At 69.6% G+C, this 22,847-nt stretch carries 22 protein-coding genes; 8 read left to right on the plus strand and 14 right to left on the minus strand.

Going from position 1 to position 22,847, the window contains the following annotated elements; translation table 11 throughout:
* Window positions 1–367: 367 nt before the first annotated feature.
* Window positions 368–769 (plus strand): hypothetical protein, encoded by a 402-nt coding sequence (locus ACIBGM_RS24890; RefSeq protein ID WP_360531921.1) that lies wholly within the window; start codon window positions 368–370, stop codon window positions 767–769.
* 302 nt (window positions 770–1,071) lie between these two features.
* The gene (locus ACIBGM_RS24895) at window positions 1,072–1,959 is read left to right on the plus strand and encodes a Clp protease N-terminal domain-containing protein (RefSeq protein ID WP_396386888.1); all 888 of its coding nucleotides are present in this window, start codon (window positions 1,072–1,074) and stop codon (window positions 1,957–1,959) included.
* A gap of 17 nt (window positions 1,960–1,976) precedes the next feature.
* Here the strand turns inward: ACIBGM_RS24895 and ACIBGM_RS24900 are convergent, their stop codons facing one another.
* The 5 genes from ACIBGM_RS24900 to ACIBGM_RS24920 form a co-directional block, all read right to left on the minus strand.
* Window positions 1,977–3,812: an ABC transporter ATP-binding protein gene (locus ACIBGM_RS24900; protein WP_396386889.1), complete on the minus strand. Its 1,836-nt coding sequence runs from the start codon at window positions 3,810–3,812 to the stop codon at window positions 1,977–1,979.
* Between the two features lie 63 nt (window positions 3,813–3,875).
* Window positions 3,876–4,691: a class I SAM-dependent methyltransferase gene (locus ACIBGM_RS24905; protein ID WP_396386890.1), complete on the minus strand. Its 816-nt coding sequence runs from the start codon at window positions 4,689–4,691 to the stop codon at window positions 3,876–3,878.
* A 97-nt stretch (window positions 4,692–4,788) separates the two neighbouring features.
* Window positions 4,789–6,411 (minus strand): LuxR C-terminal-related transcriptional regulator, encoded by a 1,623-nt coding sequence (locus tag ACIBGM_RS24910; protein WP_396386891.1) that lies wholly within the window; start codon window positions 6,409–6,411, stop codon window positions 4,789–4,791.
* 43 nt (window positions 6,412–6,454) lie between these two features.
* Complete coding sequence (locus ACIBGM_RS24915) at window positions 6,455–7,249, minus strand: ABC transporter permease (RefSeq protein ID WP_396386892.1); 795 nt, start codon at window positions 7,247–7,249, stop codon at window positions 6,455–6,457.
* Entirely contained in the window at window positions 7,246–7,995 is a 750-nt protein-coding gene (locus ACIBGM_RS24920; RefSeq protein WP_396386893.1) for an ABC transporter ATP-binding protein, read from the minus strand. Before ACIBGM_RS24920 ends, ACIBGM_RS24915 begins: the two co-directional genes overlap by 4 nt.
* A gap of 63 nt (window positions 7,996–8,058) precedes the next feature.
* Here ACIBGM_RS24920 and ACIBGM_RS24925 point away from each other — a divergent pair, with 63 nt between their 5' ends.
* Both ACIBGM_RS24925 and ACIBGM_RS24930 read left to right on the plus strand, forming a co-directional pair.
* Complete coding sequence (locus ACIBGM_RS24925) at window positions 8,059–8,403, plus strand: helix-turn-helix transcriptional regulator (protein ID WP_360531898.1); 345 nt, start codon at window positions 8,059–8,061, stop codon at window positions 8,401–8,403.
* On the plus strand, window positions 8,385–8,969 hold the full coding sequence (locus ACIBGM_RS24930; protein WP_396386894.1) for a hypothetical protein: 585 nt from the start codon (window positions 8,385–8,387) through the stop codon (window positions 8,967–8,969). The genes ACIBGM_RS24925 and ACIBGM_RS24930 overlap by 19 nt, the downstream gene beginning before the upstream one ends.
* 30 nt (window positions 8,970–8,999) lie before the next feature.
* Here ACIBGM_RS24930 and ACIBGM_RS24935 read toward each other — a convergent pair whose 3' ends face one another.
* Window positions 9,000–9,584 (minus strand): TetR/AcrR family transcriptional regulator, encoded by a 585-nt coding sequence (locus ACIBGM_RS24935; RefSeq protein ID WP_360531892.1) that lies wholly within the window; start codon window positions 9,582–9,584, stop codon window positions 9,000–9,002.
* Between the two features lie 76 nt (window positions 9,585–9,660).
* Between ACIBGM_RS24935 and ACIBGM_RS24940 the strand changes: the two genes are divergently transcribed.
* Window positions 9,661–10,836 (plus strand): cytochrome P450, encoded by a 1,176-nt coding sequence (locus ACIBGM_RS24940; RefSeq protein WP_396386895.1) that lies wholly within the window; start codon window positions 9,661–9,663, stop codon window positions 10,834–10,836.
* Between the two features lie 313 nt (window positions 10,837–11,149).
* Here the strand turns inward: ACIBGM_RS24940 and ACIBGM_RS24945 are convergent, their stop codons facing one another.
* The 4 genes from ACIBGM_RS24945 to ACIBGM_RS24960 are packed head-to-tail and all read right to left on the minus strand — an operon-like array spanning window position 11,150 to window position 15,619.
* Entirely contained in the window at window positions 11,150–12,280 is a 1,131-nt protein-coding gene (locus ACIBGM_RS24945; RefSeq protein ID WP_396386896.1) for a cysteine desulfurase family protein, read from the minus strand.
* Window positions 12,277–13,518: an MFS transporter gene (locus ACIBGM_RS24950; RefSeq protein ID WP_360531884.1), complete on the minus strand. Its 1,242-nt coding sequence runs from the start codon at window positions 13,516–13,518 to the stop codon at window positions 12,277–12,279. Before ACIBGM_RS24950 ends, ACIBGM_RS24945 begins: the two co-directional genes overlap by 4 nt.
* On the minus strand, window positions 13,518–14,846 hold the full coding sequence (locus ACIBGM_RS24955) for a rhodanese-like domain-containing protein (protein ID WP_396386897.1): 1,329 nt from the start codon (window positions 14,844–14,846) through the stop codon (window positions 13,518–13,520). The genes ACIBGM_RS24950 and ACIBGM_RS24955 overlap by 1 nt, the downstream gene beginning before the upstream one ends.
* Complete coding sequence (locus ACIBGM_RS24960; RefSeq protein ID WP_396386898.1) at window positions 14,843–15,619, minus strand: methyltransferase domain-containing protein; 777 nt, start codon at window positions 15,617–15,619, stop codon at window positions 14,843–14,845. The genes ACIBGM_RS24955 and ACIBGM_RS24960 overlap by 4 nt, the downstream gene beginning before the upstream one ends.
* Before the next feature lie 100 nt (window positions 15,620–15,719).
* On the opposite strand from ACIBGM_RS24960, the gene ACIBGM_RS24965 reads away from it, so the two are divergent.
* Complete coding sequence (locus tag ACIBGM_RS24965; protein WP_360531875.1) at window positions 15,720–16,379, plus strand: metalloregulator ArsR/SmtB family transcription factor; 660 nt, start codon at window positions 15,720–15,722, stop codon at window positions 16,377–16,379.
* On the opposite strand, the gene ACIBGM_RS24970 is transcribed toward ACIBGM_RS24965, so the two are convergent.
* On the minus strand, window positions 16,319–17,623 hold the full coding sequence (locus ACIBGM_RS24970; RefSeq protein WP_396386899.1) for an NAD(P)/FAD-dependent oxidoreductase: 1,305 nt from the start codon (window positions 17,621–17,623) through the stop codon (window positions 16,319–16,321). The two genes, ACIBGM_RS24965 and ACIBGM_RS24970, sit on opposite strands and share 61 nt — an antisense overlap.
* Before the next feature lie 18 nt (window positions 17,624–17,641).
* On the minus strand, window positions 17,642–18,214 hold the full coding sequence (locus ACIBGM_RS24975) for an OsmC family protein (protein WP_360531869.1): 573 nt from the start codon (window positions 18,212–18,214) through the stop codon (window positions 17,642–17,644).
* Between the two features lie 121 nt (window positions 18,215–18,335).
* Between ACIBGM_RS24975 and ACIBGM_RS24980 the strand changes: the two genes are divergently transcribed.
* Both ACIBGM_RS24980 and ACIBGM_RS24985 read left to right on the plus strand, forming a co-directional pair.
* Window positions 18,336–20,138 (plus strand): BTAD domain-containing putative transcriptional regulator, encoded by a 1,803-nt coding sequence (locus ACIBGM_RS24980; RefSeq protein ID WP_396386900.1) that lies wholly within the window; start codon window positions 18,336–18,338, stop codon window positions 20,136–20,138.
* 126 nt (window positions 20,139–20,264) lie between these two features.
* Window positions 20,265–20,873, plus strand: a complete 609-nt coding sequence (locus ACIBGM_RS24985; protein ID WP_396387066.1) for a cytochrome c oxidase assembly protein — start codon at window positions 20,265–20,267, stop codon at window positions 20,871–20,873.
* Here ACIBGM_RS24985 and ACIBGM_RS24990 read toward each other — a convergent pair.
* The gene (locus ACIBGM_RS24990) at window positions 20,840–21,532 is read right to left on the minus strand and encodes a response regulator (RefSeq protein WP_396386901.1); all 693 of its coding nucleotides are present in this window, start codon (window positions 21,530–21,532) and stop codon (window positions 20,840–20,842) included. The two genes, ACIBGM_RS24985 and ACIBGM_RS24990, sit on opposite strands and share 34 nt — an antisense overlap.
* Window positions 21,529–22,710: a sensor histidine kinase gene (locus ACIBGM_RS24995; protein ID WP_396386902.1), complete on the minus strand. Its 1,182-nt coding sequence runs from the start codon at window positions 22,708–22,710 to the stop codon at window positions 21,529–21,531. The genes ACIBGM_RS24990 and ACIBGM_RS24995 overlap by 4 nt, the downstream gene beginning before the upstream one ends.
* Between the last annotated feature and the right edge of the window lie 137 nt (window positions 22,711–22,847).

Consider the following 22,847-nt stretch of genomic DNA (forward strand, 5'->3'; position numbering starts at 1 on the left):
GGCAGGCCGTGCGCGGGTGCGGGGACCGGCACACCGCCGCCTTGTTGTGGTCGGCAGCTGGCTCTCCCTCCTGGCTGCAACCTGCTCCATCGACCTCGCGAACCGTCCAGCGGCAGCGGCCAGACTGCGTACGGCGACGCAACTGGCGGAGCAAGGCGAACACGCCGAGTTGTCTACGTGGTGCCTCGAGACGGAGGCATGGCAAGCGGTCACCGATGGCGATTACCGACGCGCTCTGAGGCTCAGCCAAGGTGCCCAAGCAATCGCTCCGCACGACAGTTCGGCGTACATCCAAGCCACAGCACAAGAGGGTCGCGCCCACGCCAGACTCGGCCACAGCCGCGAAACTCTGAACGCTCTCGGCCGTGTGGAGCAGCTCGTCGCACCACTCGAGGTGCCCGATCGACCCGAGCATCACTACCGCTACGACCCCGAGAAGTCGAACGCCTATGTAGCCACAACTCTCTCCTGGCTGGGCGACCCTCGTGCGGAGTCGATCGCCCGCCAGGTCCTCACCCAGCTGGAGAACCTGTCATCCGGAAGTGCACGACCCCGCCGCGCAGCCACCGCCCGTCTCGACCTTTCCCTGGCCCTCATCGCGAGCAGCAAGCCCGATGAAGCGAGCGGTGTGACCATGGAAGCGCTGACCTCCGGCCGCCTCGTCCCCTCCAACTTCTGGCGCGCCAAAGAAGTCATCAAAGCCGTCGACGCCTGCGGCCTCCCTGAAGCCACAGAACTCCGCGACGCCTACGCATCCCTCAAGTCCTGACCACATAATGCCCGCGGGACCCATCGATCAGGTCCCACTTGCGATACCTGGTACGAGACGAGACCAATCGCATCTGCGCCTCAGACAAAGCCTCACGAAGCACGGCGTCGGCGTGCTGAAGTTCGACGGCCTGGCGCCGCAGTCGATCGACCTCCGCGAGCAGTGCATTGATGCGTCCGATGTTGTTGGCCCCGGACGTCGACTGGAGAGTTCGGCGGCTCCGCCAGCGGCGGAGGCGGCCGGGCTGGAGAGTTGACAACTTGTTCTTGTCGGATTGGGTTGTGACAACTTAGCGTTGTCGGATGGAGGGTTTGCGGGTTAGTACTCGGGAGCTTGTCGAGGCTGTGGGTGGCGAGGCGGGCAGTCAGGATCCGTTGGTGTTGCTCGAGACCGCGGTGAGTGTGGCCGGGCGGGTTGGTGAGATGGCCGATGGGATGGTTGATCACTACGTCGGCGCTGCTCGGGCAGCGGGTTTGTCTTGGACCGTCATCGGTGAGCAGTTGGGGGTGTCGAAGCAGGCTGCTCGCCAGCGGTTCGCTGCTCGGTTGCAGACCGATGCCGGGTTGCTGACGGTGGAAGAGCAGTTGCCTGGGCTGGCGCCGCGGTTGGAGGCATGTTTGGAGGTCGCTCGTACGGCGGCGGAGACGGAAGGCTGTGTCGCGGGGACGCAGCACTTGCTGCTCGGGTTGCTACATGTCGGTGTGGCGGCGAACGTCCTTGATCGTTTGGGGGTCTCTCGTGACGCGGTGAGGGAGACGAGCGCTCTGCTCCTGACCGCGCGCGACGAGGATGGCGAGCGGACCGTTGGCGACGGTGAGGCGGCGGCGAAGGCGGCGCGGCGTTTCGCAGCGAGCCGTGGACAGCGCGAGACGCGCACCGAGCATCTGTTGATGGTCATTGCGTTGGATCCGGGTTCTTCCGCGCGACGAGTGCTCGATCACCTCGGTGTCGAGCCGGCCCGCGTCAAGAAGGAGTTGGCCGACTTCATGCCACCGGCTCCGCGGTCCGGTCGGCGCGGTCGTCGTACGGGGAAGCCCGATCGCGACGGACAGGCGTGTTCGTTTTGCGGGTGCGGCGACGCGGACCGGGTGATGGTGAACGGACCTGGTGTTCGGATTTGCAGTGAGTGCGTGGTGCTGGCGTCTGACATCGTGGCGACGACTCGAGCACAGAGGAGCGACGCGACGTAGCGTGGTGGCGGTCTCGGTCAGCCGGCGGTGGCGAGGAACTGGGTGGCGGCGAGTTCGGCATACAGCGGGCTGTTGGTGACGAGTTCGCGGTGGGTGCCGATGGCGCGGACCTGGCCGGCGTCCATGAGGATGATGCGGTGGGCCAGCGTCACGGTGGAGAGCCGGTGGGCGACGACCAGCACGGTGGTTGTGCGGGCGGCTTCGGCGATCGTGTCGCGGAGCGCGGCCTCGTTGACCGCGTCGAGTTGTGAGGTCGCTTCGTCGAGCAGAAGTAGTCGTGGTCGTCTCAGCAGGGCACGCGCGATGGCGACGCGCTGTCGCTCTCCGCCGGACAGTTTCATGCCGCGATGTCCGACGGTTGTGTCCAGGCCATCCGGGAGTGCATTGATCATCGCGGACAGCCTGGTGGTGCGCAGCGCGCGCTCGACCTCCTCAGCTGTGGCGCCCGGAGCACCGAAGACCAGGTTCTCGCGCAGTGTCCCGGACAGTACGGGCGCGTCCTGCTCGACGTACCCGATGGCGGCCCTGAGTTCGGTCAGCGACCAGGCTTGTACGTCGATGCCGTCGAGCAGCACGTGGCCCGTGTCGGGTTCGTAGAACCTTTCGATCAGCGAGAACACCGTGGTCTTTCCGGCCCCCGACGGGCCGACGAACGCGGTCATGCCACCGGGCGGGATGGCGAAACTGACCTCGTCGTGGACGACCGGTAGTTCGGGGTCGTACCGAAACGACACCCGATCGAAGGTGACCGCGGCCGGGGCTGATGTCGTCCCCGTCGGTTGTAGCCGGGGCGGGGGAGAGGGTATCGGCTGGTCTGTTGCTCGCGGCAGCGGGCCGAGTTGCTCGATGGGGAGTGCTTCGGCTTCCTGGATCCGGGCGACAGCGGCTGCGCCTACCTGGTACTGGGTCACCGCGCTCGCCAGTTGATTGACCGGTGGCATCAGGTAATAGACGTACAGCAGGAACGCAACCAGGGTCCCGACCTCGATCGCGCCACTCGCCACCCTGGCGCCGCCGACGCTGAGCACTGCGATGAACGCGGCCTGCACGGCGAGGCCGCCGGTGTTGCCGGCGACTGCCTCCCACTTGCCGGCCCGTACGCTCGCCCGCCAAGCCTCGCTCGCCGCGCCCCGCAGGCGGTCGCCTTCGCGGTCCTCCGCGCCAGAGGCCTTGACCGTCCGGAAAGCGCCGAACATGCGTTCCAGAGCCGCGCCCATCACCCCGACCGACTCCTGCGCGTGCCGTGCCGCGCGATGGATCCGTGGCACGACCAACCCGATCACTACGACGGCAACCGCCAGCGCGAGCAGCGTCACGCCAAGCAGCGTGAGATCCATCAGCCCCATCATCACCACGGTTGCGGCCAGCGCGAGCACGCTCGTGACACCCCCGACCAGGGAGTCGGTGGTGACCACGCGCAGCAGCGTGGTGTCGGCTGTGACTCGCGACATGAGATCGCCCGGCTCGTGCCGTTCCACCGCGGACAACCGCAACCGCAGCAAGCGGCCGATCAGATGGTGTCGTGCCTCCAGCACCACTGATTCCGCGGTGCGGTGCAAGACATAGCTGCCTAGCGCCCCGATCGCCGCGTTGATCAGCACCAGTGCGGCCATCGCGGCGACCAGCTCAGCTACCGGACCGTCACTGCCAAGGTTGTCGATCAGCTCCCGCACAACCAGTGGCAACACCAAGCCACTTGCCGCTGTCGCCAGGCTCAGCACTCCACCGGCCAGCAGAGCACCTCGATGCGGCCGTACGTACGACAACAGCACCCGCCACGCCGGCACATCCGCGGGCAGTGCAGAGATGCCCTCGGTGTCGGGGAGGCCCGTGCGTTCTGCCGATGTGCCCACGTGGCCCATCATGCGCCTCCAGGCATCGGGGCGTCGCCGGTACGAACCTGGGGGCGGCGGTTGCTACTTGGTGCCGGTGGCGATGTTGAGGGGGGCGGTGAGGGGGTGAGGGCCGCGTTCGCGGAGCATGGCGTCGAGGACGTGGATGATGTCTTCGCGTTGGCGTTGGGTGAGGTCGGCGACGAGTTGGTTGGGGATGGGGTTGCTGCCCAGGGTCCAGTCCCAGAGCTGGCGGCCGTTCTCCGGGGTGATGCGCTCCTGGTGAGCGGTGTCGACGGCGACGTTGTGCAGGCCCGCGTCGAGCAGCCGCCGCCGCAGTACGTCGGGGTCCGCGACCTGGAACTCGAGCAGGGGCTCGTCCTCCGGTGGTCCTTCGAAGCCGGGTACGACGGCCCGGGCGGCGCTGACGAAGAAGTGCAGGGCCTCGAACTCGCCGGGGTTGCCGTAGGCCGTGATCAGGACGCGGCCGCCGGGTTTCGTGACCCGCACCATCTCGCGGAGCGCCCGCGCCTGGTCCGGGACGAGCATGACGCCGAACTGCGAACCGCAGAGGTCGAAGCTGTCGTCGGGGAGGTCGAGTGCATGGCAGTCCATCACGCGACCCTCGGCGTCCAGACCTTCGGCGGCGACGCGGGCGGTGAAGCGGTCGATCATCTGTGCTGACCAGTCGGTCGCGAGCACCTTCGCGCCGAGGCGTGCGGCCGGAAGGCTCAGGCCACCGGTGCCCGCGGCGACGTCGAGGAAGGTGTCACCGGGCCGTAGCCCGGCGATCCGGAGGGCCGCCGTAGCAAGGTCGGACTCGCCGGACGCGACGTGTTCGTCGTACTGGGCTGCGATCGCGTCCCATGCCTCCACCGGGCTGGTCTGTAGGTCGGTCATCATCGTCTCCTTTCGAGGATGAGATCGACGCTAGGCGGCGGGTCCCGCGGCGGCATCGGTCAAACGACCCACGGACTCCTGGGAAGCGGTGGGTAGTTCATCGCACCTGGATCAGGTGGTGCTCGTAGGCATACGCCGTGGCCGCCGCTCGGGACGGCACACCGGTCTTGGTGAAGATGTTGCTGACGTGCCGAGCGACCGTCTTCTCCGCCAGGCCAAGATCTCGCGCGATCATCCGATTCGTCTTCCCGGCCGCAAGCAGGCTCAGCACCTCGGCCTCCCGCGCGGTCAGGCTGCCCGGGCCCGGGCCCGTCAGCCGGTCGAGGTCCGGCTTGGCGCCGAGTTCGTCGAAGACCTTGCGGGCCGCTTCGATCTCCAGGGTCGCCGTCTCCGGATCGCCGAGATCGTTGCAGGCGGCACCGATCAGCACTCGGACGCGCGCCGTTTCGTACGGCGCGTTCAGCGTGCGCCACGTCGTGGCGGCGACGCGGAGGATCCGAAGCGCCGAGCCGGCCTCTCCCTCGGCGAGCAGAACGGCGCCGAGCGCGGCGTCGGCCATCGCGTGCAGGTACGGCGCGTCGATGAGCTCGGCGATCTCTTTGAGCTCGTCGGCGTATCCCCGTGCCGACTCGACGTCTCCGGAGACCAGGAGCGTCTCGACGTACGCCGGCAGGATCCGTGATCGCGCGGTTGGTTCGAGGGTTTCGCTCACGGCGCGCGCGAGTACGCCGACCGCGATGTCGGCACGTCCTTGAGCCAGCCGCAGCAACGCGAGACCGGGTTCGGGTGAGCGGCCGGCCTCGTTGGCCTTGCGGAAGCTCTCCTCCGCCTCGGGATAGTCGCCACGCAGTCGCTGCAGCTCACCGAGCTGGTAGTACGCCGAACCGAGGGTGTCCCACTTGACCGAGCCGGACAGGTGATCGCACGCCTGCTGCGCAGCCGCGACAGCCTCCCGCCAGGAGCCGTCCAGCTGCATCAGTTCGCAGCGGTGAACCAGGCAGTTGCCCCGGAACGGAACGAGCTCGGGTTGGGCATCGCACCAGCGGGTCAGCGCTTCGGTCCACTCCCTCGCGCGCCGGAGATCGAACACGCCCGAGCATCCGGCGATGACCGTGCAGTAGACGATGCCGGCGTACATCGGTGAGACCTCGCCGGAGGTGACGCCGGCCATGACCTCGTCCAGCAGCGGCATCCCGGCCTTGGCGTCGCCTTGGAGGACCAGGGTCATCCCGTCGCCCAGGCGGGCCATCGTCAGCAGATCGAGGTCGCCGTACCGCCGTCCGGCCGCCGCGCTGTCCGCGAAGGCCGGGTGAGCCTTCTCGAACTCTCCGGCCCACATCCAGACGAAGGCGTTCCAGGTGCGCAGCCATGCACGCTCCGGGCAGTCGCCGCAACCTTCCAATGCACGCTCGCCACGGGCGAACCAGCCCATCGCGGGCGCCGCCTCCCCGCGGAACAGCAGTCCTGCTCCGATGTGTACGGCGTACTCGGCGGCGCGCATCGGTTCGTCGCGACGGAGCGCCTCGTGGTGTGCGCGCGTCCAGACTCGCGTCGACTCCTCGTCATGACCGGACAGGTACGCCGCCAGCGCGAGACTCTCCAGATCGGCGGGCTCGAGCGGGGTTGCAGCGTCCGCGGCGGCGAAATCGCGGTACGCGCCCGCCCACAAGCGCCGGGCGAAAGACTCCCGCGCCAGGTCGAGCACCCCGCTTGCCGTCACAGCCTCAGTGTGCTCTACAGGCCTCAGGGATTCACAGGGGTGCTCAGGCGTTCGTCGTACGGCGGTAGCGGAGGACTGCGGCGGGGACGAGGGTGACGAGCAGACCGGTGATCCAGGCGACGGAATGCAGGACGTCGGCGGACGCGGGTCCGCCGAGGGTGAGAGCGCGGATCGCGTCAACGATCACAGTGATCGGGTTGACGGCGGCGAAGGTTTCCAGCCAGTCGGGCATCGTCTCGATCGGGACGAAGGTGGAGCTGGTGAAGACGAGCAGGATGACGGGGAGCAGACCGACGAGACCGGCGGACTCGGCGTCGCGGACCAGCAGGCCGATGAGTGCGTTGAGCCAGGAGAAGACGACTCCGACGGCGAGTGCGAGCCCGAGTGCGCCGACGGCTTTGACCGGCCCGGCGTGGAAGCGGAAGCCGATCGCGGCGGCGACACCGGTCATCAGGCCGAGGACGAAGACGTTGCGGACTGCGTCGGCGATGGTGCGTCCGGCCAGTACGGCGGTTCGGGTCATCGGCAGCGCGCGGAAGCGGTCGATCATCCCGCCGGCCAGGTCGTCGGCGACGGCGACGCCGGTCTGGGAGGCGCCGAACGCGATGGACAGCACGCAGATCCCAGGCAGGATGTAGTCGACGTACTGCTCGACTCCGGGTGGCCGGATCGCGCCGCCGAAGGTGTAAGTGAACAGCAGCACGAACATCACCGGCTGGGCGGTCGCGAAGACCATCAGCGTCGGCACCCGGACGAGGCGGTGCAGATTCCGCCCGGTGATCGTGACGGTGTTGGCGACCAGCCAGCCCGGCCCGCTCATCCGGACCATCTCGCTCATGTCGACCTCCCGGCGGTGAGGGCAAGGAAGACCTCGTCCAAACTCGGCCGGCGCTCGAGCTCCGCACCGACCTGTGCTTTGAGCTGCTCGGCGGTACCGGTCGCAGTGACCCGGCCGGCATCGATGAGCGCGATCCGGTCGGCGAGGCGATCGGCTTCGTCCATGTACTGCGTCGTCAGGAGCAACGCTGTTCCGGCGGCGGTCAGTCCTTCCAGCACCTCCCAGACGGCGGCGCGACCGCGCGGATCGAGCCCAGTCGTCGGCTCGTCCAGGAACAGTACGGCGGGGCGCGCGATCAACCCGGCTGCCACGTCGAGCCGTCGCCGCATGCCGCCGGAGTAGGTGCGAACCAGTCGGTCCGCAGCGGCGCTCAGGTCGAAGAGCTCGATCAGTTCGCCGGTACGGCGCCGCGCGGCGGCCGTGGTCAGTCCGGACAGCTTGGCGATCATCCGCAGGTTCTCGATCGCGGTGAGGTAGCCGTCGACGGCCGCGTTCTGCCCGGAGAGTCCGATCTTCCGCCGGACCGCGGCGGCCTCACGAGTGACGTCGTACCCGCAGACGAAGGCTCTACCGCCGTCAGGAGGGAGAAGAGTGGTGAGGATCCGCACCAGGGTGGTCTTGCCTGCGCCGTTCGGCCCGAGCAGCGCAAGCACCTCGCCTGGCGCGACGTGCAAGTCCGCTCCGTCGAGCGCCAGGAGCGTGCCGAAGCGTCTGCTCAGCCCCTCGGCCAGGATCGCCTGGTCCATGCCATCACCCACTCCGGGATAGCTAGGATTACTACCTATGGATCAAGTGTAGGATAACTAGCTATGCGGGCCGATGCGCAAGCCCTCAAGGGCCATCTCGACGTGCTGCTGCTGTCGACGATGGCCGACGGGCCGCTGCACGGGTATGCGATCAAGGAGGCGCTGCGCGACGGCAGCGGAGGCCGGTTCGACTTGCCGACCGGGACGATCTACCCGGCCCTGCACCGGCTGGAGGACGCCGGTCTGATCGACGGCTCCTGGTCGATCGTCGACGGACGCCGCCGGCGCGGTTACCGGCTGACGCCGAAGGGCCGCCGCAAACTCGAGAGCGCGCGGGCGAACTGGCGCGAGTTCGCCGACACAGTCACCTCGATGCTGGAGCCCCGGCCATGGCCGGCCACGTCCTGATCGACTCTTACCTGGCCGAGCTGCGTCCGCATGTGCCGAGCAGTGCGTGGGACGAGCTCGCCGACGGCCTGCTCGAGACCTACGAGCACAACCTGGCAGCCGGTTTGGAGCAAGACGCCGCGGCGACTGGGGCACTGCACGACTTCGGCACGATCGAGCAGATCTCGCACGCGTTCGTCGCGAACGCTCCGGGTCACCGCGCGGCCCGGGTCCTCCTGTTCACTGGACCGCTGGTGGGGCTGTCCTGGGCGGCCACTTTCTTGACCGCCACGGTTTGGACGTGGCACCTGCCGGTCGGTGCTGCCATCGCTTTCGGCCTCGGTCTCTTCGCGGCGGTCGTCGTACTGGCCGTTGCGCTGAGGGCCACCCGGTGCGCGCGGACCAGGCTCACCGCGATCGGCGGCGCCGGCGCACTCCTGCTGGACGCCGGGTTGATCGCCGCCACCGTCGCGCTCGCACCGTCACCGGTGTGGCCGATGGCCGTGGCAATCCCCGCCAGCCTTGCCCGCGCCGCCTATGTCGTGCGCATGCTCCCGCGCATCGCCCGCCGTAGCCCGCTGGGCTGAGGGTCGCCGCGGCCTCGAGCTGCTGAGGCGTCAGGCCGGGCGGGCGGCGTTGGTGATGGCGTCGATAGCGCTGGAGATGCGTTGCGCGGCCTGGTCGGGGTCGGGCCGACCGGCGTCGAGCCAGGCGATGACGGCCTCGAGGACCAGGGTCGGTATCAGGCTGGTCGCCCAGTCGCGCCAGGGGCCGGCGGGGATCTCGGCGCTCAGGTGGCGGTCGGCGATCTGCGTTGCGCCGGTGCGGATCTGGTCGACCACGTCGGCGAACTCCGGTTCGCGGGCCGCATGCCGGAACAGCAGCCGGAAGCCGTCGGGGTCGGCCGCGGCTGCGTGCAGCAGCGTCGGTATGGCGTCGTCGCCGTACTCGCCGGTGCCGACAGTGGTGGCGAGCCGCTGACAGGCGCGGTCGAGCACCGCGCGGTACAGCTCGGACTTCGAGGCGAAGTGCCGGTACACGATCACGTGGGTGATGCCGGCCTCCGCGGCGACGTCGTCGAGCCCGGTGGAGGCGTAGCCGGCCCGCGCGAACGCACGGGTGGCCGCACCGAGAATCTGCTCTCGCCGCTCGGCCCGCGGCAGCCGCCGGACGCGCGGCGGGGAATCGGTCTCTGAGCCCACGGTCGTCCTCCCACTTGTTAAGGCCCAATGATACATCTACGGTTGTTTAAGTCAGCTTTTACAAGCGGAGGTTTCCATGTCCGAGCTCGCCCAGCTTCCGTTCGAGCAGCCGCACCTGCTCGACGCGGCTCCGCAACTACGTGAGCTGCAGACGAACGGCGTGATCCACCGAATCCGGACCGCCGTCGGCGACGAAGCCTGGCTCGTCACCAGCCACGCGCAGGTCCGGGAACTGCTGGACGACCCGCGGCTCGGGCGCGCTCACCCGCTGCCTCAGACCGCGGCTCGGACCGGGGAGTCGGCGCTGTTCGGCGGTCCGTTGGGCAACTTCGAGACCGAGCAGACCGACCACGCCCGAATGCGATCGCTGCTGCAGCCTCATTTCAGTCCGCGCCGCATGCGAGCGCTGCGGCCGCGGATCGAAACGCTGACCGAGCAACTTGTCGACGACTTGGCAGCGCAAGGACCGCCGGCCGACCTGCACGCGAGGCTGGCGGTGCCGCTGCCGATCCTGGTGATCTGTGAGCTTCTCGGCGTTCCGTACGAGGATCGCGACCAGTTCCGGGCCTGGACGGCCGATGCGGCGAACGTCCGGGACCGGGCCCGCTCCGAGCGCGGGCTGGGTGAACTGTTCGGCTACGGCCTGGGACTCGTCGCGCGCAAGCGGCACGAGCCCGGCGACGATGTGATCTCAGGTCTGTGTGCGACCGAGGGGGTGTCCGACGCCGAGGCGGCGGGGCTGTCGATGGCGCTCTTGTTCGCCGGGCACGAGACCACGGTCGTCCAGATCGGGCTCGGCGCGCTGCACCTGCTTGCGAATCCGGAGCAATGGCAGGCGCTGACCCGCGACCCGGGTCTGGTCCCCGGGGCGGTCGAGGAGGTTCTGCGGGCACCGGCGAAGGGCGGCGGCGGCATTCCCCGCTACGCCCGTACCGACTTCGAGATCGAGGGTACGGCGATCCGCGCCGGTGACCTGGTGTTGCTGGACAACGGCGCCGCCAACCACGATCCGGCCGTGTTCGTCGACCCGGACCGGGTCGACGTCACCCGCAAGGCAGGCGCCCACCTGACCTTCGGGCACGGCGCCCGATACTGCATCGGTGCACCGCTGGCCCGTATCGAGCTCCAGGCCGTCCTCACCCAGCTGGTCGAACGTTTCCCGGGTATGAATCTCGCGGTCGACATCGGCGACCTGCAGCTGCGGCGCGACACGCTGACCGGAGGGCTGGTCGAGTTGCCCGTGCGCTGGTGAGCCCGGCTCAGTTCGCGGCCTGGGTGGTGCGAGGCGGATGCGGAGTGTTCGGGTGGTCGACCGGGAGGCGAGCTGCCTGCCAGGCCTGGAAGCCGCCGATGACGTCCGTACTGCGGTGCAGTCCGAGTTGCTGTAATGCGTGGGCGGCCAGACTCGAGGCGGGCCCCTGGCACCTCACCGCTCGCCCGTCGCTGGAACTCCGGTCGCGTGTCCACGATGTACGCGTCGCCTCGCCGTACGGCGTCGAACGCCTCAGCTGGGTGGAGGCGAGGCAAGTGAGCCTGGATTTCGGCGACCCGGTCGTCGATGGACATCAGCTGCCACCGTTCCGGGCGGCGCCGCCGAGCTGGTCAGCGGCGGTGTCGACGTCGTCGGGCGTCGACCAGCGACCGAGTGACAGCCGGATCGCCGCCAGCGCACGAGGACGGTCGATGCCCATCGCCGACAGCACGGGCGATGGCTCTGGATCGCCGCTGTGGCACGCGGAGCCGGTGGAGGCTGCGACGTCCGGCGCGTTGCGTAGCAACTCGGAGCCGATGCTTCCGGCGATGCTGATGTTGAGCGTGTTAGGCAGCCGCAGTCCGGCAGGACCGTTGAGCAGCACGCGGCCGGGCAGCGCTTCGGCAAGCCGGTCGTGGAGCGCGTCGCGGAGTTTCTGGATCCGAGGCCGTTCGCCGAGGTGCTCCGACGCCAGCCGGGCCGCGGTGCCGAGCCCGACGGCCAGGGCGACGTTCTCGGTGCCGGCGCGCAGGCCGTTCTCCTGTCCGCCGCCGTGAACCAGCGGCTCCAGGCGTACGCCGGACCGGACGTACAGCGCGCCGATTCCCTTGGGTGCGTACATCTTGTGCCCGACCACCGTCGCCAGATCGATGCCCAGGGCATCGGCATCGAACGGCAGTTTGCCCAGCTGCTGCGCGGCGTCGCAATGAAACAGCGCGTCGTGGTCGTGCGCGATGCGGGCGAGGTCGGCGATCGGTTGCAGGGCCCCGGTCTCGTTGTTTGCCGCCATGATGGACACCAGGACGGCTCGCGTTCTCAGCGCCGCTTCGAGGTCTGCCGGATCCACGAGTCCGGAGCTGTCGACCGGGAGATAGGTGACGTCCACGCCGTGCCATCGCTCGAGGGCGCGGCAGGTTTGCAGGACAGCCGGGTGTTCCGTGACCTGGGTGACGACGTGCGGGCGATCGATGCCGGCGGCAAGCACAGTGCCGCGAATCGCGAGGTTGTCGGCCTCGGATCCCGAGCCGGTGAACACGATCTGGCCGTCGCGTCCGCCGATCAGCGTGGCGATCTCCCGGCGGGCGCCGTCCAGAGCTGCTCGTGGCGCGGCGCCGTACTGATGGTCGCTGGACGGATTGCCGAAGGCGTGGCTGAGGTAGGGCAGGATCGCGGCCGTGACCTCGGCGTCGATCGGCGTGGTGGCGTTGTGGTCGAGATAGATCATCGGGCACCTGCCCGAAGCTCACCGGTACGGCGGGGATGGGTCTCATACATGCGGAGCGCCACGACCAGACCCGACAGCGCCGTGACCGCGGCCACGACCCAGACGGCTGCCCGCAGTCCCCAGACGTCCGCGACCACTCCGGCCAGGATCGCGCCTACGGCGAAGCCGCCGTCGCGCCACAGCCGGTAGATCCCGACAGCCCGCGCGCGCCAGGCCGGATGCGCCACGTCGCCGATGCTGGCGAGCAGCGTCGGATAGACCATCGCGGTGCCGATCCCGAGCAGCACGGCCGCGACTGCCCAGCCCGTGAAGTCGTCGGCGAGGGCGACGCCGGCCAGCGCGAGCGCCTGGACGAGCATGCCGGCGGTGATCAGCCACTTGCGTCCCCACCGGTCCGAGAGAGGGCCCGTGACAAGTTGCCCAAGGCCCCAAACTGCCGGATAGAGGGCTGCCAGGATCCCGATCCGGGACACCGGCAGCCCGGCGGTGGCGAACAGGATCGGGAACAGTCCCCAGGCGAGGCCGTCGTTGAGGTTGTTGACCATCCCGGCCTGGCTGGCCGACGACAGCGCTGGCTCGCGCACGCTGGTCCGGGCGAAGACCTGCCGGTCGGAGAGCTCACCCGGAGTCCTGTGCCCCGCGGCCTCGAGGTGTGCGTGCCCGCGGGTCTCGTGGACGGCGAAGGCGGTCAGGCCGAGTCCGAGGGCGGCGTACGACAATCCGAGCAGGAACGGCGCGGGCCGCAGTCCGTAGTGGGCGGCGAGGTAGCCGGTGGCGAGCGCGGTGGCCGCCACGGCCAGGTACCCGGCGGCCTCGTTGAGGCCCATCGCCAGCCCCCGCCGATGCGGCCCGGCGAGGTCGATCTTCATGATCACCGTGGTCGACCAGGTCAGGCCCTGGTTGATGCCGAGCAGGACGTTCGCGGCGACCACCCAACCCCACGACGGCGCCCAGATGAGGAGCAGCGGCACGGGGACGGCGATCAGCCAGCCCGCCAGCAGCACCGGCTTGCGGCCGAAGCGGTCCGACCAAGTGCCGGCGAAGTAGTTGGCCGCCGCCTTGGTGACACCGAAGGCGAGGACATAGGTGAGCAGGAAGGTGTAGCCGGTCAGGTGGAAGGTCTCCTCGGCCAGCAGAGGTAGTACGGTCCGCTCCTGGCCGAGCATGCCCCCGACCAGCGCATTGACCGCTACCAGCAGGCTGAACTGGGCGAGGTTGGCGCGGATCCCGAGCCGCATCAGGTGGCCGCCAGGTCGCGACCGGTCGCGGCGGCCCAGTCCTCGACGCCACCTGTGAGTACGGCGAGATCCCCGTGGCCGGCGCGTTCGAGCAGGCTCGCTGCAGTCATGGCGCGCTCGCCGTGGCCACACATCACCGCCAACGGCTCGCGTCGTACCTCATCGGTCCGGCCGGCGAGCGCACCGAGCTCGATGTGCTGGGCATGCGGGAGATGGCCGGCCTCGAACTCGGAGTCCTGCCGCACGTCCAGCACCGCGCCGTCGATCTCCTCGGGGCCGACGAGCCGGGTGCGTGCGGTCTCCCCGTCCCACGCATCCATGCCGCCCGCGAGTTCCCCGGCCAGTCGATAGCCGATCTTCGCTGCCTGCCATGCAATCTCTGAGGCGTCTTGGTCGGGTCGCCGGACGATGATCAGTGGCCGGTCGTCCGGTGCGAGCCAACCGAGCCAGGATGCGAACGCGGCCCGCAGCGGGATCGACAACGCGCCGGGGACGTGGCCGGCCGAGTAGTCCTGCATCGGGCGTACGTCCACCAGTTCGGCACCCTGCGCCAGCATCGCGCGGACCGTGTGGACCGGGAGCGGTCGTATCGAGGGGTCGACCAGGGTCGAACCGCGGCGGTTGGCCTCGGCGAGCTTACGGAAGTAGGGCGGGAAGCTGCCGAGCGACCCGAGCAGTTCCTTCACGAACGCGTCCTCGCTGTCGAGTCGGAGCAGCGAGTTCGTTGCCTTCTCATGTCCGATCGTGCTGACCCGATCCGCACCTGGGGGAGCCGAGCAGAACGAGCCGGCACCGTGCGTCGGCCACACGGCCACATCGTCGGGCAACTCGATCAGCCGTTGCAGAGATGCGTACTGCGCCCGGGCGAGCGACTCGGTCTGGTCGGGGGAGACGAGGTCCGTCCGAGCCGCGGCGCCGACGATCAGTGAGCCGCCGGTGAAGACGCCGAGCGGGCGATCGCCGTCAAGGAGCAGGAAGGCCAGGTGCTCGTGCGTGTGGCCCGGCGTGCCGAGAGCGCGGAGCCGTAGCCCGCCGAGGTCGACCTCGGCGCCGTCACGCAGACCGCGATGCCCGAACTCGCGCCGGCCGTCCGCCGAGGCGAGCACCTGGGCTCCTTGGCGTGCGGAGAGCAGGCGGGCGCCGGAGAGGAAGTCGGCGTGCAGATGCGTGTCGGCCGCGAACGCCACCGTCAACCCGCGCCGCTCAAGTGCCGCCGTTGCGGATCGCAGGTCGACGCTGACGTCGACCACCAAGGCCCGTCCGTCGCCCAGATCCACGAGGTACGACGAGTTGCCGAGTCCTTCGTCGACCAGGGGTACAACGGTCATCGTGTTCCGTTCCTGACGGCGAGCACCGACACGCTCTTCACGCCGTACGTCTTGCCGGCGTTGCGGGCCTGCTCGGAGATGAACTCGTACGGGTTGACCCGAACCTCCCGGATCGCGAAGCCGGCCGCCTCGATGGTGGCGACGTACTGCTGCTCCTGAGCGGCGCCGCCGATGCAGGACGCCCAGAGGTCGGCGTTGCACACGATCGAGTCCTTCAGTTGCGTCTCGCTGACGATGTCGGCGATCGCCAGTCGGCCCCCGGGTTTGAGCACCCGCGCGGCCTCGGCGAACACGACCGCCTTGTTCGCGCAGAGGTTGATCACGCCGTTGGAGATCACGCAGTCGACGGCCTCGTCGGGCACCGGCAGGCTCTCGATCCGGGCAGCGTGAAACTCCACCTGGAGGAGGCCGGCCTCGCCGGCCAGGCGTCGGGCCTTGTCGATCTGCTCGGGCGTGAAGTCGACACCGATCACGCTTCCGGCGCGACCGACGAATCCGGCCGCGTAGAACGCGTCCATGCCGGAGCCGCTGCCGAGGTCGAGCACGGCCTCACCTGCCCGCAGGTCGGCCAGGTCGAAAAAGTAGCCGACGCCGGCGAACGACTCCACCGCCGCACCCGGTAGAGCGGCCAGCCGGACCGGCTCGTAGCCGACGCGGAGGGCGAGCTGCTCGCCCAGCTCGAAGTGGAAGTCGCCGCGCGGATTCTCCGCTACCTGGCGATACATCTGCTTGACCTTCGTCACCAGCTCCGTGGTGTCCGGCGTCGCTGCCATCGCTCCCCCTCCGCCCTTGTTCAAGGAATTACTTGAATAAGACCTCGGGGCCTGCTGTATTGTCAAGAGAAGACTTGAATAGGCAGGTCAGGAGGCTGGGATGGGTGATCACGCGGCGAAGGCGGGGCTGTTCGACGCGCTGGCGGAGGCGGCGAAGGCACTGGGGAACGGCCGGCGTGCCGAGTTGATCGACGTCCTGGCGCAGGGGGAGCGGCCGGTCGAAGAACTCGCGGCCGAGATCCACCAGTCCGTCGCGAACACCTCTCACCACCTTCAGCGGTTGCTGCGCTGCGGCCTGGTCCGGACTCGCCGGTCCGGGACGCACGTCTACTACGCGCTCGCCGGCCCGGCGGTTGCGATGCTGTGGAGCGCGATGCGGACAGCCGCCGAGGAGCATGTGACCGGCCTCGAGCGACTCGCCCAGGACTACCTCGGCGACCGGGATTCGCTCGAGACCATGACCCGCGACGAGTTGACGAAGCGCCTTCGGTCGGGCGACGTCGTCGTACTGGATGTGCGGCCGGCACCGGAGTATGCGTCCGGCCATCTGCCCGGCGCGATCTCGCTGCCGGTCAACGAACTCGAGGAGCGCTTGGGGGAGGTGCGCAGCGGAGCGCAGGTAGTGGCGTACTGCCGTGGACCGTACTGCGTCTATGCCGACGACGCGGTGCGGCTCCTCGCCAAGAACGGCCGGACAGCTTATCGGCTCGAAGACGGCTTCCCCGAATGGTCCATCGCAGGCCTACCGGTGGAGAGGTGAGCGCTGTTCCACATGCTGCGCAGAACCCGCTCCAACCGTGCCCGACGCCACCGGCTGGACAGTAGCTCGGGCCGGGCTCTCTGAGGAGCCTCGCCGGAGCCGGGCGGAGCGGGCACCGCGGCGAGTTCTTCGAGCTCGTCACCCATGGCGGAGTTGAGGTCGAGCAGCAGGCCGGGGATCTCCGAATCGGTCCACTGGTGGCCTGCGATCACCTCCGTCACGTTGAACAGCGCGAGGGACAGCGCGTCGCGGGTCGCCTGGTACCCGGCGAGGGCATCGCGCTCGTCCGTACCGTCGCGGATCACGGCGACGATCGCGCGCGCGAGCAACTCGGCGTCGCGCATCGCGTCGGTCAGGCCGTGTGAGGTGATGGGATCCTTGAAGTAGCCGGCGTCGCCGACCAGCGCCCAGCCACGACCCCAGGAGCGACGGATATACCCGGGATGGCCGGTGAACGTCCGCAGGGCGGCCGGCGGCGTCGCGACGGCCAGCCGCTCGGCAAGGTCGCCGGAGGTCTGCGCGACGATCCGGATGAGTGGGTCCAGGCCGCCTCGGCCGATCCGCCGGGGCGAGGCATTGGCGAAGACGCATGCCTGGCCGTGGTTGGTCGGGATCACGCCGGACGCGGCGTCCGGACGAAAGTTCCACTCGTAGCCGTCGGTCTCGAGCCCGGTCCAGTACCCGTACGTCGTGGCGGCGGCCGATCGGCCGAGGCGTTCGTACGGCGCGCCGACCGCCTCGGCGATCGTGGAGCGGATGCCGTCGGCGCCGACGACGATGCGGGCACCGACGCGCAGGACCTGTCCGTTGCCGGCTCGGACGGTCACACCTGTGACGCGGCCGCGAGTGTCGCGGTCGACGCCGATCACAGCGACTCCGAACCGCACGTCGGCCCCAGCGTGGCCGGCCGCGTCGGCGAGGATCGGGTCGAGCACGGTGCGTCTCGGTGCGTAGAGGGCGTCGACTCCGTAGGAGGACTTGATGCTGATCGGAACCACCTCCGCGCCGTACCGGAAGGTGGCGGTACGTACCGGCGGCGTGCCCGCGGCGATGACCCGGTCGAGCAGCCCCCACCGGGAGAGTTGCAGCACGCCGCTGCGCATGAGGGCGTGCGTGGACAGAGTGTCGGCGCCGTACCGGCCGCGATCGACGAGCAGGACGCGCAGGCCGTGCCGGGCGAGCAGATGGGCGGTCGCCGCGCCGGCAGCACGAGCGCCAACTACCACGACGTCATAGGCGAGCATGTGTTCTCTCCTGGAAGGTCAGTCTCGTGCGGCGTCGACGTCGATGGAGACGGGCACGCCGTTGGAGATGATGTCGAGTACGGCGGAACGCCGGCGCGATTGCTCGAGGACCTTGCGGAGCTTCTCCGGGTCGTCACCCCTGAGGACGAAGCTGACCTTGATCTGCTGGTAGCCGTTGCGGACCTCGTCGGACAGTCCGAGGATCCCCAGCAAGTCGATGTCACCTTCGACCGTCGAGGAGACCTCGGTGAGCGTGACGCCACGAGCGGCGGCGATGTTGGCCAGACCTGCGGTCAGGCAGGCGGCCAGAGCGTGGAGCACGTACTCGACCGGGGTCGGACCGTTGTCGCGTCCCACCAGTACGGCGGGGTGGTCGGCGTCGAAGTGAAAGGTGTGCTCGTGGGCGCGCTCCTCGCCGACGCCGTGGAAGCCGCGGATGGTGCTGCGGCTGTGGGTTCCGCTGATCCACTCGTTGCTCGCGCGGAACTGGAACTTCGCCGCCGCGGGTGCAGCCTGGACCGCGTCGAGAGTGGCGAAGAGAGCGGCGGTGTCGACGCCGTTGCGGGTCGACTCGTTCGCCGTGGTGGTCATGGTGGTTCTCCTTCGGTGCGAGTTTCCTGAGCCGGGTGTTGTGGGAATCGTGCACCTCGCGGATGTGACGTTGGCTGTGACCACCCTGCGATCGGACGGCCGGCGGCGGATACTGGGAAACGTGTCGGCAACACTCGCGATTCACCTGCTTGGCGAGCCGCACGTGACCAGCGGCGGGGAACCGCACCCTGCACCGCGCGGACGCAAGGGATGGGCGCTGCTCGCCTATCTGCTCACGACCGCCTCGGCGCCCAGCCGCGAGTGGCTCGCCGAGTTGCTCTTCTCGGACGCCGACGACCCGCTGAACGCGTTGAGCTGGAACCTCAGCCAGGTGCGCCGGCTTCTGGGGCCGGAGTCCACCATCATCGGCGGCCCGGTGGAACTTCGGTTGCCGCCTGGCACCTTCGTCGACGTACGCGCCCTGACGACGGGGACCTGGGTCCAGGCCCTCCGCGTTCCTGGGCTGGGCCGCGAACTCCTGGAAGGTATGGCGTTCCCGTCGAGTCCGGCGTTCGAGGCGTGGCTGCTTGCTGAGCGGCGCCGGTTCTCGGCGGCCGCGGAGAACGCGCTGCGCGAGGCGGCACGGGCCAAACTGGCAGTTGGCGACGCGGAGCGGGCTGTGCGGCTGGCCATTCGAGTTGTCGCCGCCAGCCCGCTCGACGAGGAAGCCCAAGAACTGCTCATCCGCGCGTACGCCGCCGCGGGCGACCGGGCTGCAGCGCGACGTCAAAGGGATTCGTGCGTCGCGTTGTTCCGCCGCGAGCTCGGCACGGATCCCGGGCAGGCGATCCTCGACGCCGCCGACCCGAGCCCGTCGCCCGAAGCGCGCGAGCAACCGCCGTCTGTCGCCGGCGTGACCGCAGGACTGGAGACCGGGATCGCCGCGATGGACGCCGGTGCGGTTGACGCCGGCGTGGCCGCCCTACGCCAGGCAGTTGCGCAGGTGCACGAGATCGACGACCCAGGCCTTCAAACGAAGGCGCTCGTCGCCCTCGGCTCGGCGCTCGTGCACGGCGTCCGCGGTCGCGATGGCGAAGGAGCCGGCGTACTGCTGGAAGCCATCGAGGTCGCGCACCGCGTCGACGACGACACATCGGCCGCGCAGGCATACCGCGAACTCGGCTATGTCGAGCTTCTTCGCGGCCGCTATGACCGGGCTCAGCGCTGGCTTCACGAAGCGGTTTCGCTCGCCGGCGACGACCCGGCCGAACAGGCATGGGCCCATGCCATCCAAGGAGTGGCCCTGACCGATGTCGGCCGGCACACCGACGCCTTGCACGAGTTGGAGGAGGCGTTGCGGCTGGCCCGGGCTGCCGACGTCGGCTCGGTGGAGGCCTGGGCGTTGACCTTCATCGGCCGCAGCCGTCTGCTGCGCCGCGAGCTCGTACCCGCACGCAAGGCACTCGAGGCCGCCTTGGCAGTGGCGCGACAACTGCGTTGGACGGCGTTCGTCCCGCTGCCCGAGTCGCTACTCGCGGACGTCGACCTGGCCGAGGGAAACACGGATGCCGCGGCCTCGGCGTACGACCATGCCTACGCGCTGTCGCTCCAGCTCGGCGACCCGTGCTGGGAAGGACTCGCAGCACGCGGGAAGGGCCTCGTCGCGGACCGCCGCGGAGACACGGAGTCGGCGATGCGCTGGGTTACCGAGGCGCGCATGCGCTGTATCCGGCTGCCAGACGCCTGGCTCTGGGTCGAAGGCTACTGCCTCGACGCCCTGTGTGCGCTCGCGATCGAACGCGGCCGAGGCGACGCGACGCAGTGGGCTGCTGACCTCGAGGCTCTCGCGACGCGGACCGGGATGCGTGAACTCGTGGCCCGCGCCTACCTGCATCGCAGCCGCAGTGGCGATCGAGCGGCGGGCGACGCCGCCGCGGTCCTCGCCGCCGAGGTCGACAACCCAGCAGTCCTCCGCACCGACTGACCTCACCGACGGCGTCGATTTCAGCGACCGCCTCCAGGCCCTGAAACCCCGACTGGTCATCAACGTTGCTATGGGCAAATTCCTGCTCCGTCACAGCTACGTGGCCTGCGTACAGGTGGTGGACCCATCGCCTCGTCGGCGTGGAACAGTCCGGTACGGCGAGGGCTGCTGGTCGTGCTGCACTCCCGGCCGGCCCGGCCGATGTCGCACCCAGGGGTGACAGTGCCGGCGTTCGTGGTCAGCCTCTTCGGCCTGTACTTCACCGGCCTGTTCGACCTGGCGATGTCCAGCCATCGCGGCCACCAGTTGATGCTGATCCACTTCCTTCTGGTCGGGCTGCTGTTCTTCGGCCCGATCCTGCGCGTCGACCCGTGGCCCCGCCGTACGGCGCCTGGCCTCCGGCTGGTCGAGATGCTGCTGGCCGTGCCCTTCCATGCGTTCTTCGGCGTCATCGTCATGCAGGCAGCGGCTCCGCTCAGTGCGACGCTGGCCGAGTCAGCCCGCCGGCTCGGCGTGGATCCGCTGTCCGACCAGTCGACAGCGGGCGGCGTGGCCTGGGGCTTCGGCGAGGCGCCGATCGTGCTCGTCACGCTTGTCGTCTTCGCCCAGTGGCTGCGCGCCGACCGGCGGGAGGCCGCCCGGCTGGATCGTCAGGCAGATCGCGACGGCGACGCCGCGCTGGCGGCCTACAACGCGAAGCTTCAGCGCCTCCAGGAGTCGGCGTCCGGTCGCTGACCGGGCCGGATCAGGCCGGTTTCGTAGGCGAGGATGACGACCTGGATCCGGTCGCGGAGGCCGAGTTTCATCAGCAGCCGCTTGACGTGGGTGCGGACGGTGGACTCCTCGACGACGAGCTCGGCGGCGATCTCGCGGTTGGAGAGTCCGCGGGCGACCTGGGTGAGGACGTCGCGTTCGCGCGGGGTGAGCACCTCGAGCTGCTCGAGAGCCGTCCGATCCACGACGGGTGGTTGCTGTTCCCGGGCGACGTGTTCGATCAGCAACCTGGTGACCGAGGGGGACAGCAGTGCGTCGCCGGCGTGAACGGCGTGCACGGCGGCGATGAGGTCTTCCGGGCGCGTTCGCTTGACCAGGAAGCCGGAGGCGCCGGCACGCAGCGCGCCGAACACGTACTCGTCGTGCTCGAACGTGGTCAGGATGAGGACCTTCGCCGAGGGCGCCACGCGCAGCACCTCGCGGGTCGCGGCGATGCCGTCCAGGTCGGGCATCCGGACGTCCATCAGCACCACGTCCGGCGCTACCGCGGCGGCCTGGTCGATGGCCTGCTGCCCGGTGCCGGCTTGCCCGGCGATCTCGATGGCCGGGTCCGCGGTCAGCAGTTCGGCCAGGCCGGCGCGCATCAGGTCCTCGTCGTCGACGATGAGTACGCGTGTCATCCGGCCGGCAGCCTCGCGCGGAGCTCGAACGCTTCCGTCGTACGGCGAGTGACGACGCTCCCTCCGGCCAGGGCGGCCCGCTCCTGCATTCCGACGAGACCGTGCCCGCCGGTGGCGCCGGACGTTCCGGGCTCCGGGCCGATCGGGTTCGTGACGAGCAGTTCCACGACGTCGCCGTCGTACGTCACCAGCACGTCGGCCCGGCCTGCGCCGTACTTCGCCGCGTTCGTGAGTGCTTCCTGGACGATCCGGTACGCCGCCCGGTCTGTGGCCGCAGGCAACGGCCTGGGCTCACCGGTACGGCGCAGGGTCACCGGCCGGCCGGATCGGGCGTGCCGGGAGACGAGCAGTTCGAGTGTCGCCAGGCCGCCGGCCGGCTCGGTGTCGGTGGCCCCCGGCGTCCGGAGGGTTCGAACCGTGTCGTCGATCTCGGCGGCAGTCTGGCGGGCGAGGTCCTCGATGGCCTGGAGTGCGGCGAGGGAGCGATCGGGATCGGCGTGATGCCGTAACCGGGCCGCGCCGGCGCGGACCGCGATCAGGGTGATCGCGTGCCCGGCCGAGTCGTGCAGGTCACGCGCGATCCGGGCGCGCTCCTCGGCCACCGCGAGCAGGCGTTCCCGGGTGGCGTCCCGCTCGATCCGGTCGGCCCGGGCGCGGAGCTCGTCGAGCTGTTCGCGCCGGAGCCGGTGGCGGTCGCCCGCGAACCAGGCCGCGCCCCAGAGGAGACCGGCATGGAGCAGCTCGGTGACTGGTGGTCGCTGTTGCGAGATCCAGGCCGCGATCAAGTAGCTGATCAGAAGTGCCACTGTGAGCGAGGTGGTCCGGCCGGTCCACGGAGCGGCGCGCGTCCGGGTCGTGGCGACCAGGTAGAGCGCGACGGCTGGTCCGGGGTTGAGCTCGATCGTCTGGCCCGCCGCGGCGAGCAGTGTGTTGAAGACGGCGGTCAGAACGAGCACCGCCACTGGCGAGCGCCGCCAGGCAACCAGAGGCAGGCACGAGCCGAGTGTCAGCGCGACCTGCACGGCTGTCACGTCCGGCGTCGGCTCGGGCTGTGAGCCGATGCTGTGCCAGAGCTGGACGAGGGCGGCGGCCGATGCGAGCAGGGTCACGGCGACGTCGAGCGCCCGCGGAACCGCAGGATTCGCGGGCGACCTGGGGTGCGCCGTGTGGCCGGACATGGTCTGCCGAGCGTATCGGCCACCGTACCGGGACTACGTCACCCAGCAGGGTGATCTTCGTGGACTCCGCGGGGACGTCGGAGATCGCCCTGGCGGGAGATTCGCGGGGTGCCGGTGCCGGGCGAGGCTGGAGCCGA

The sequence above is a fragment of the Kribbella sp. NPDC050470 genome (assembly GCF_044458365.1).
Classification (GTDB): Bacteria; Actinomycetota; Actinomycetes; order Propionibacteriales; family Kribbellaceae; genus Kribbella.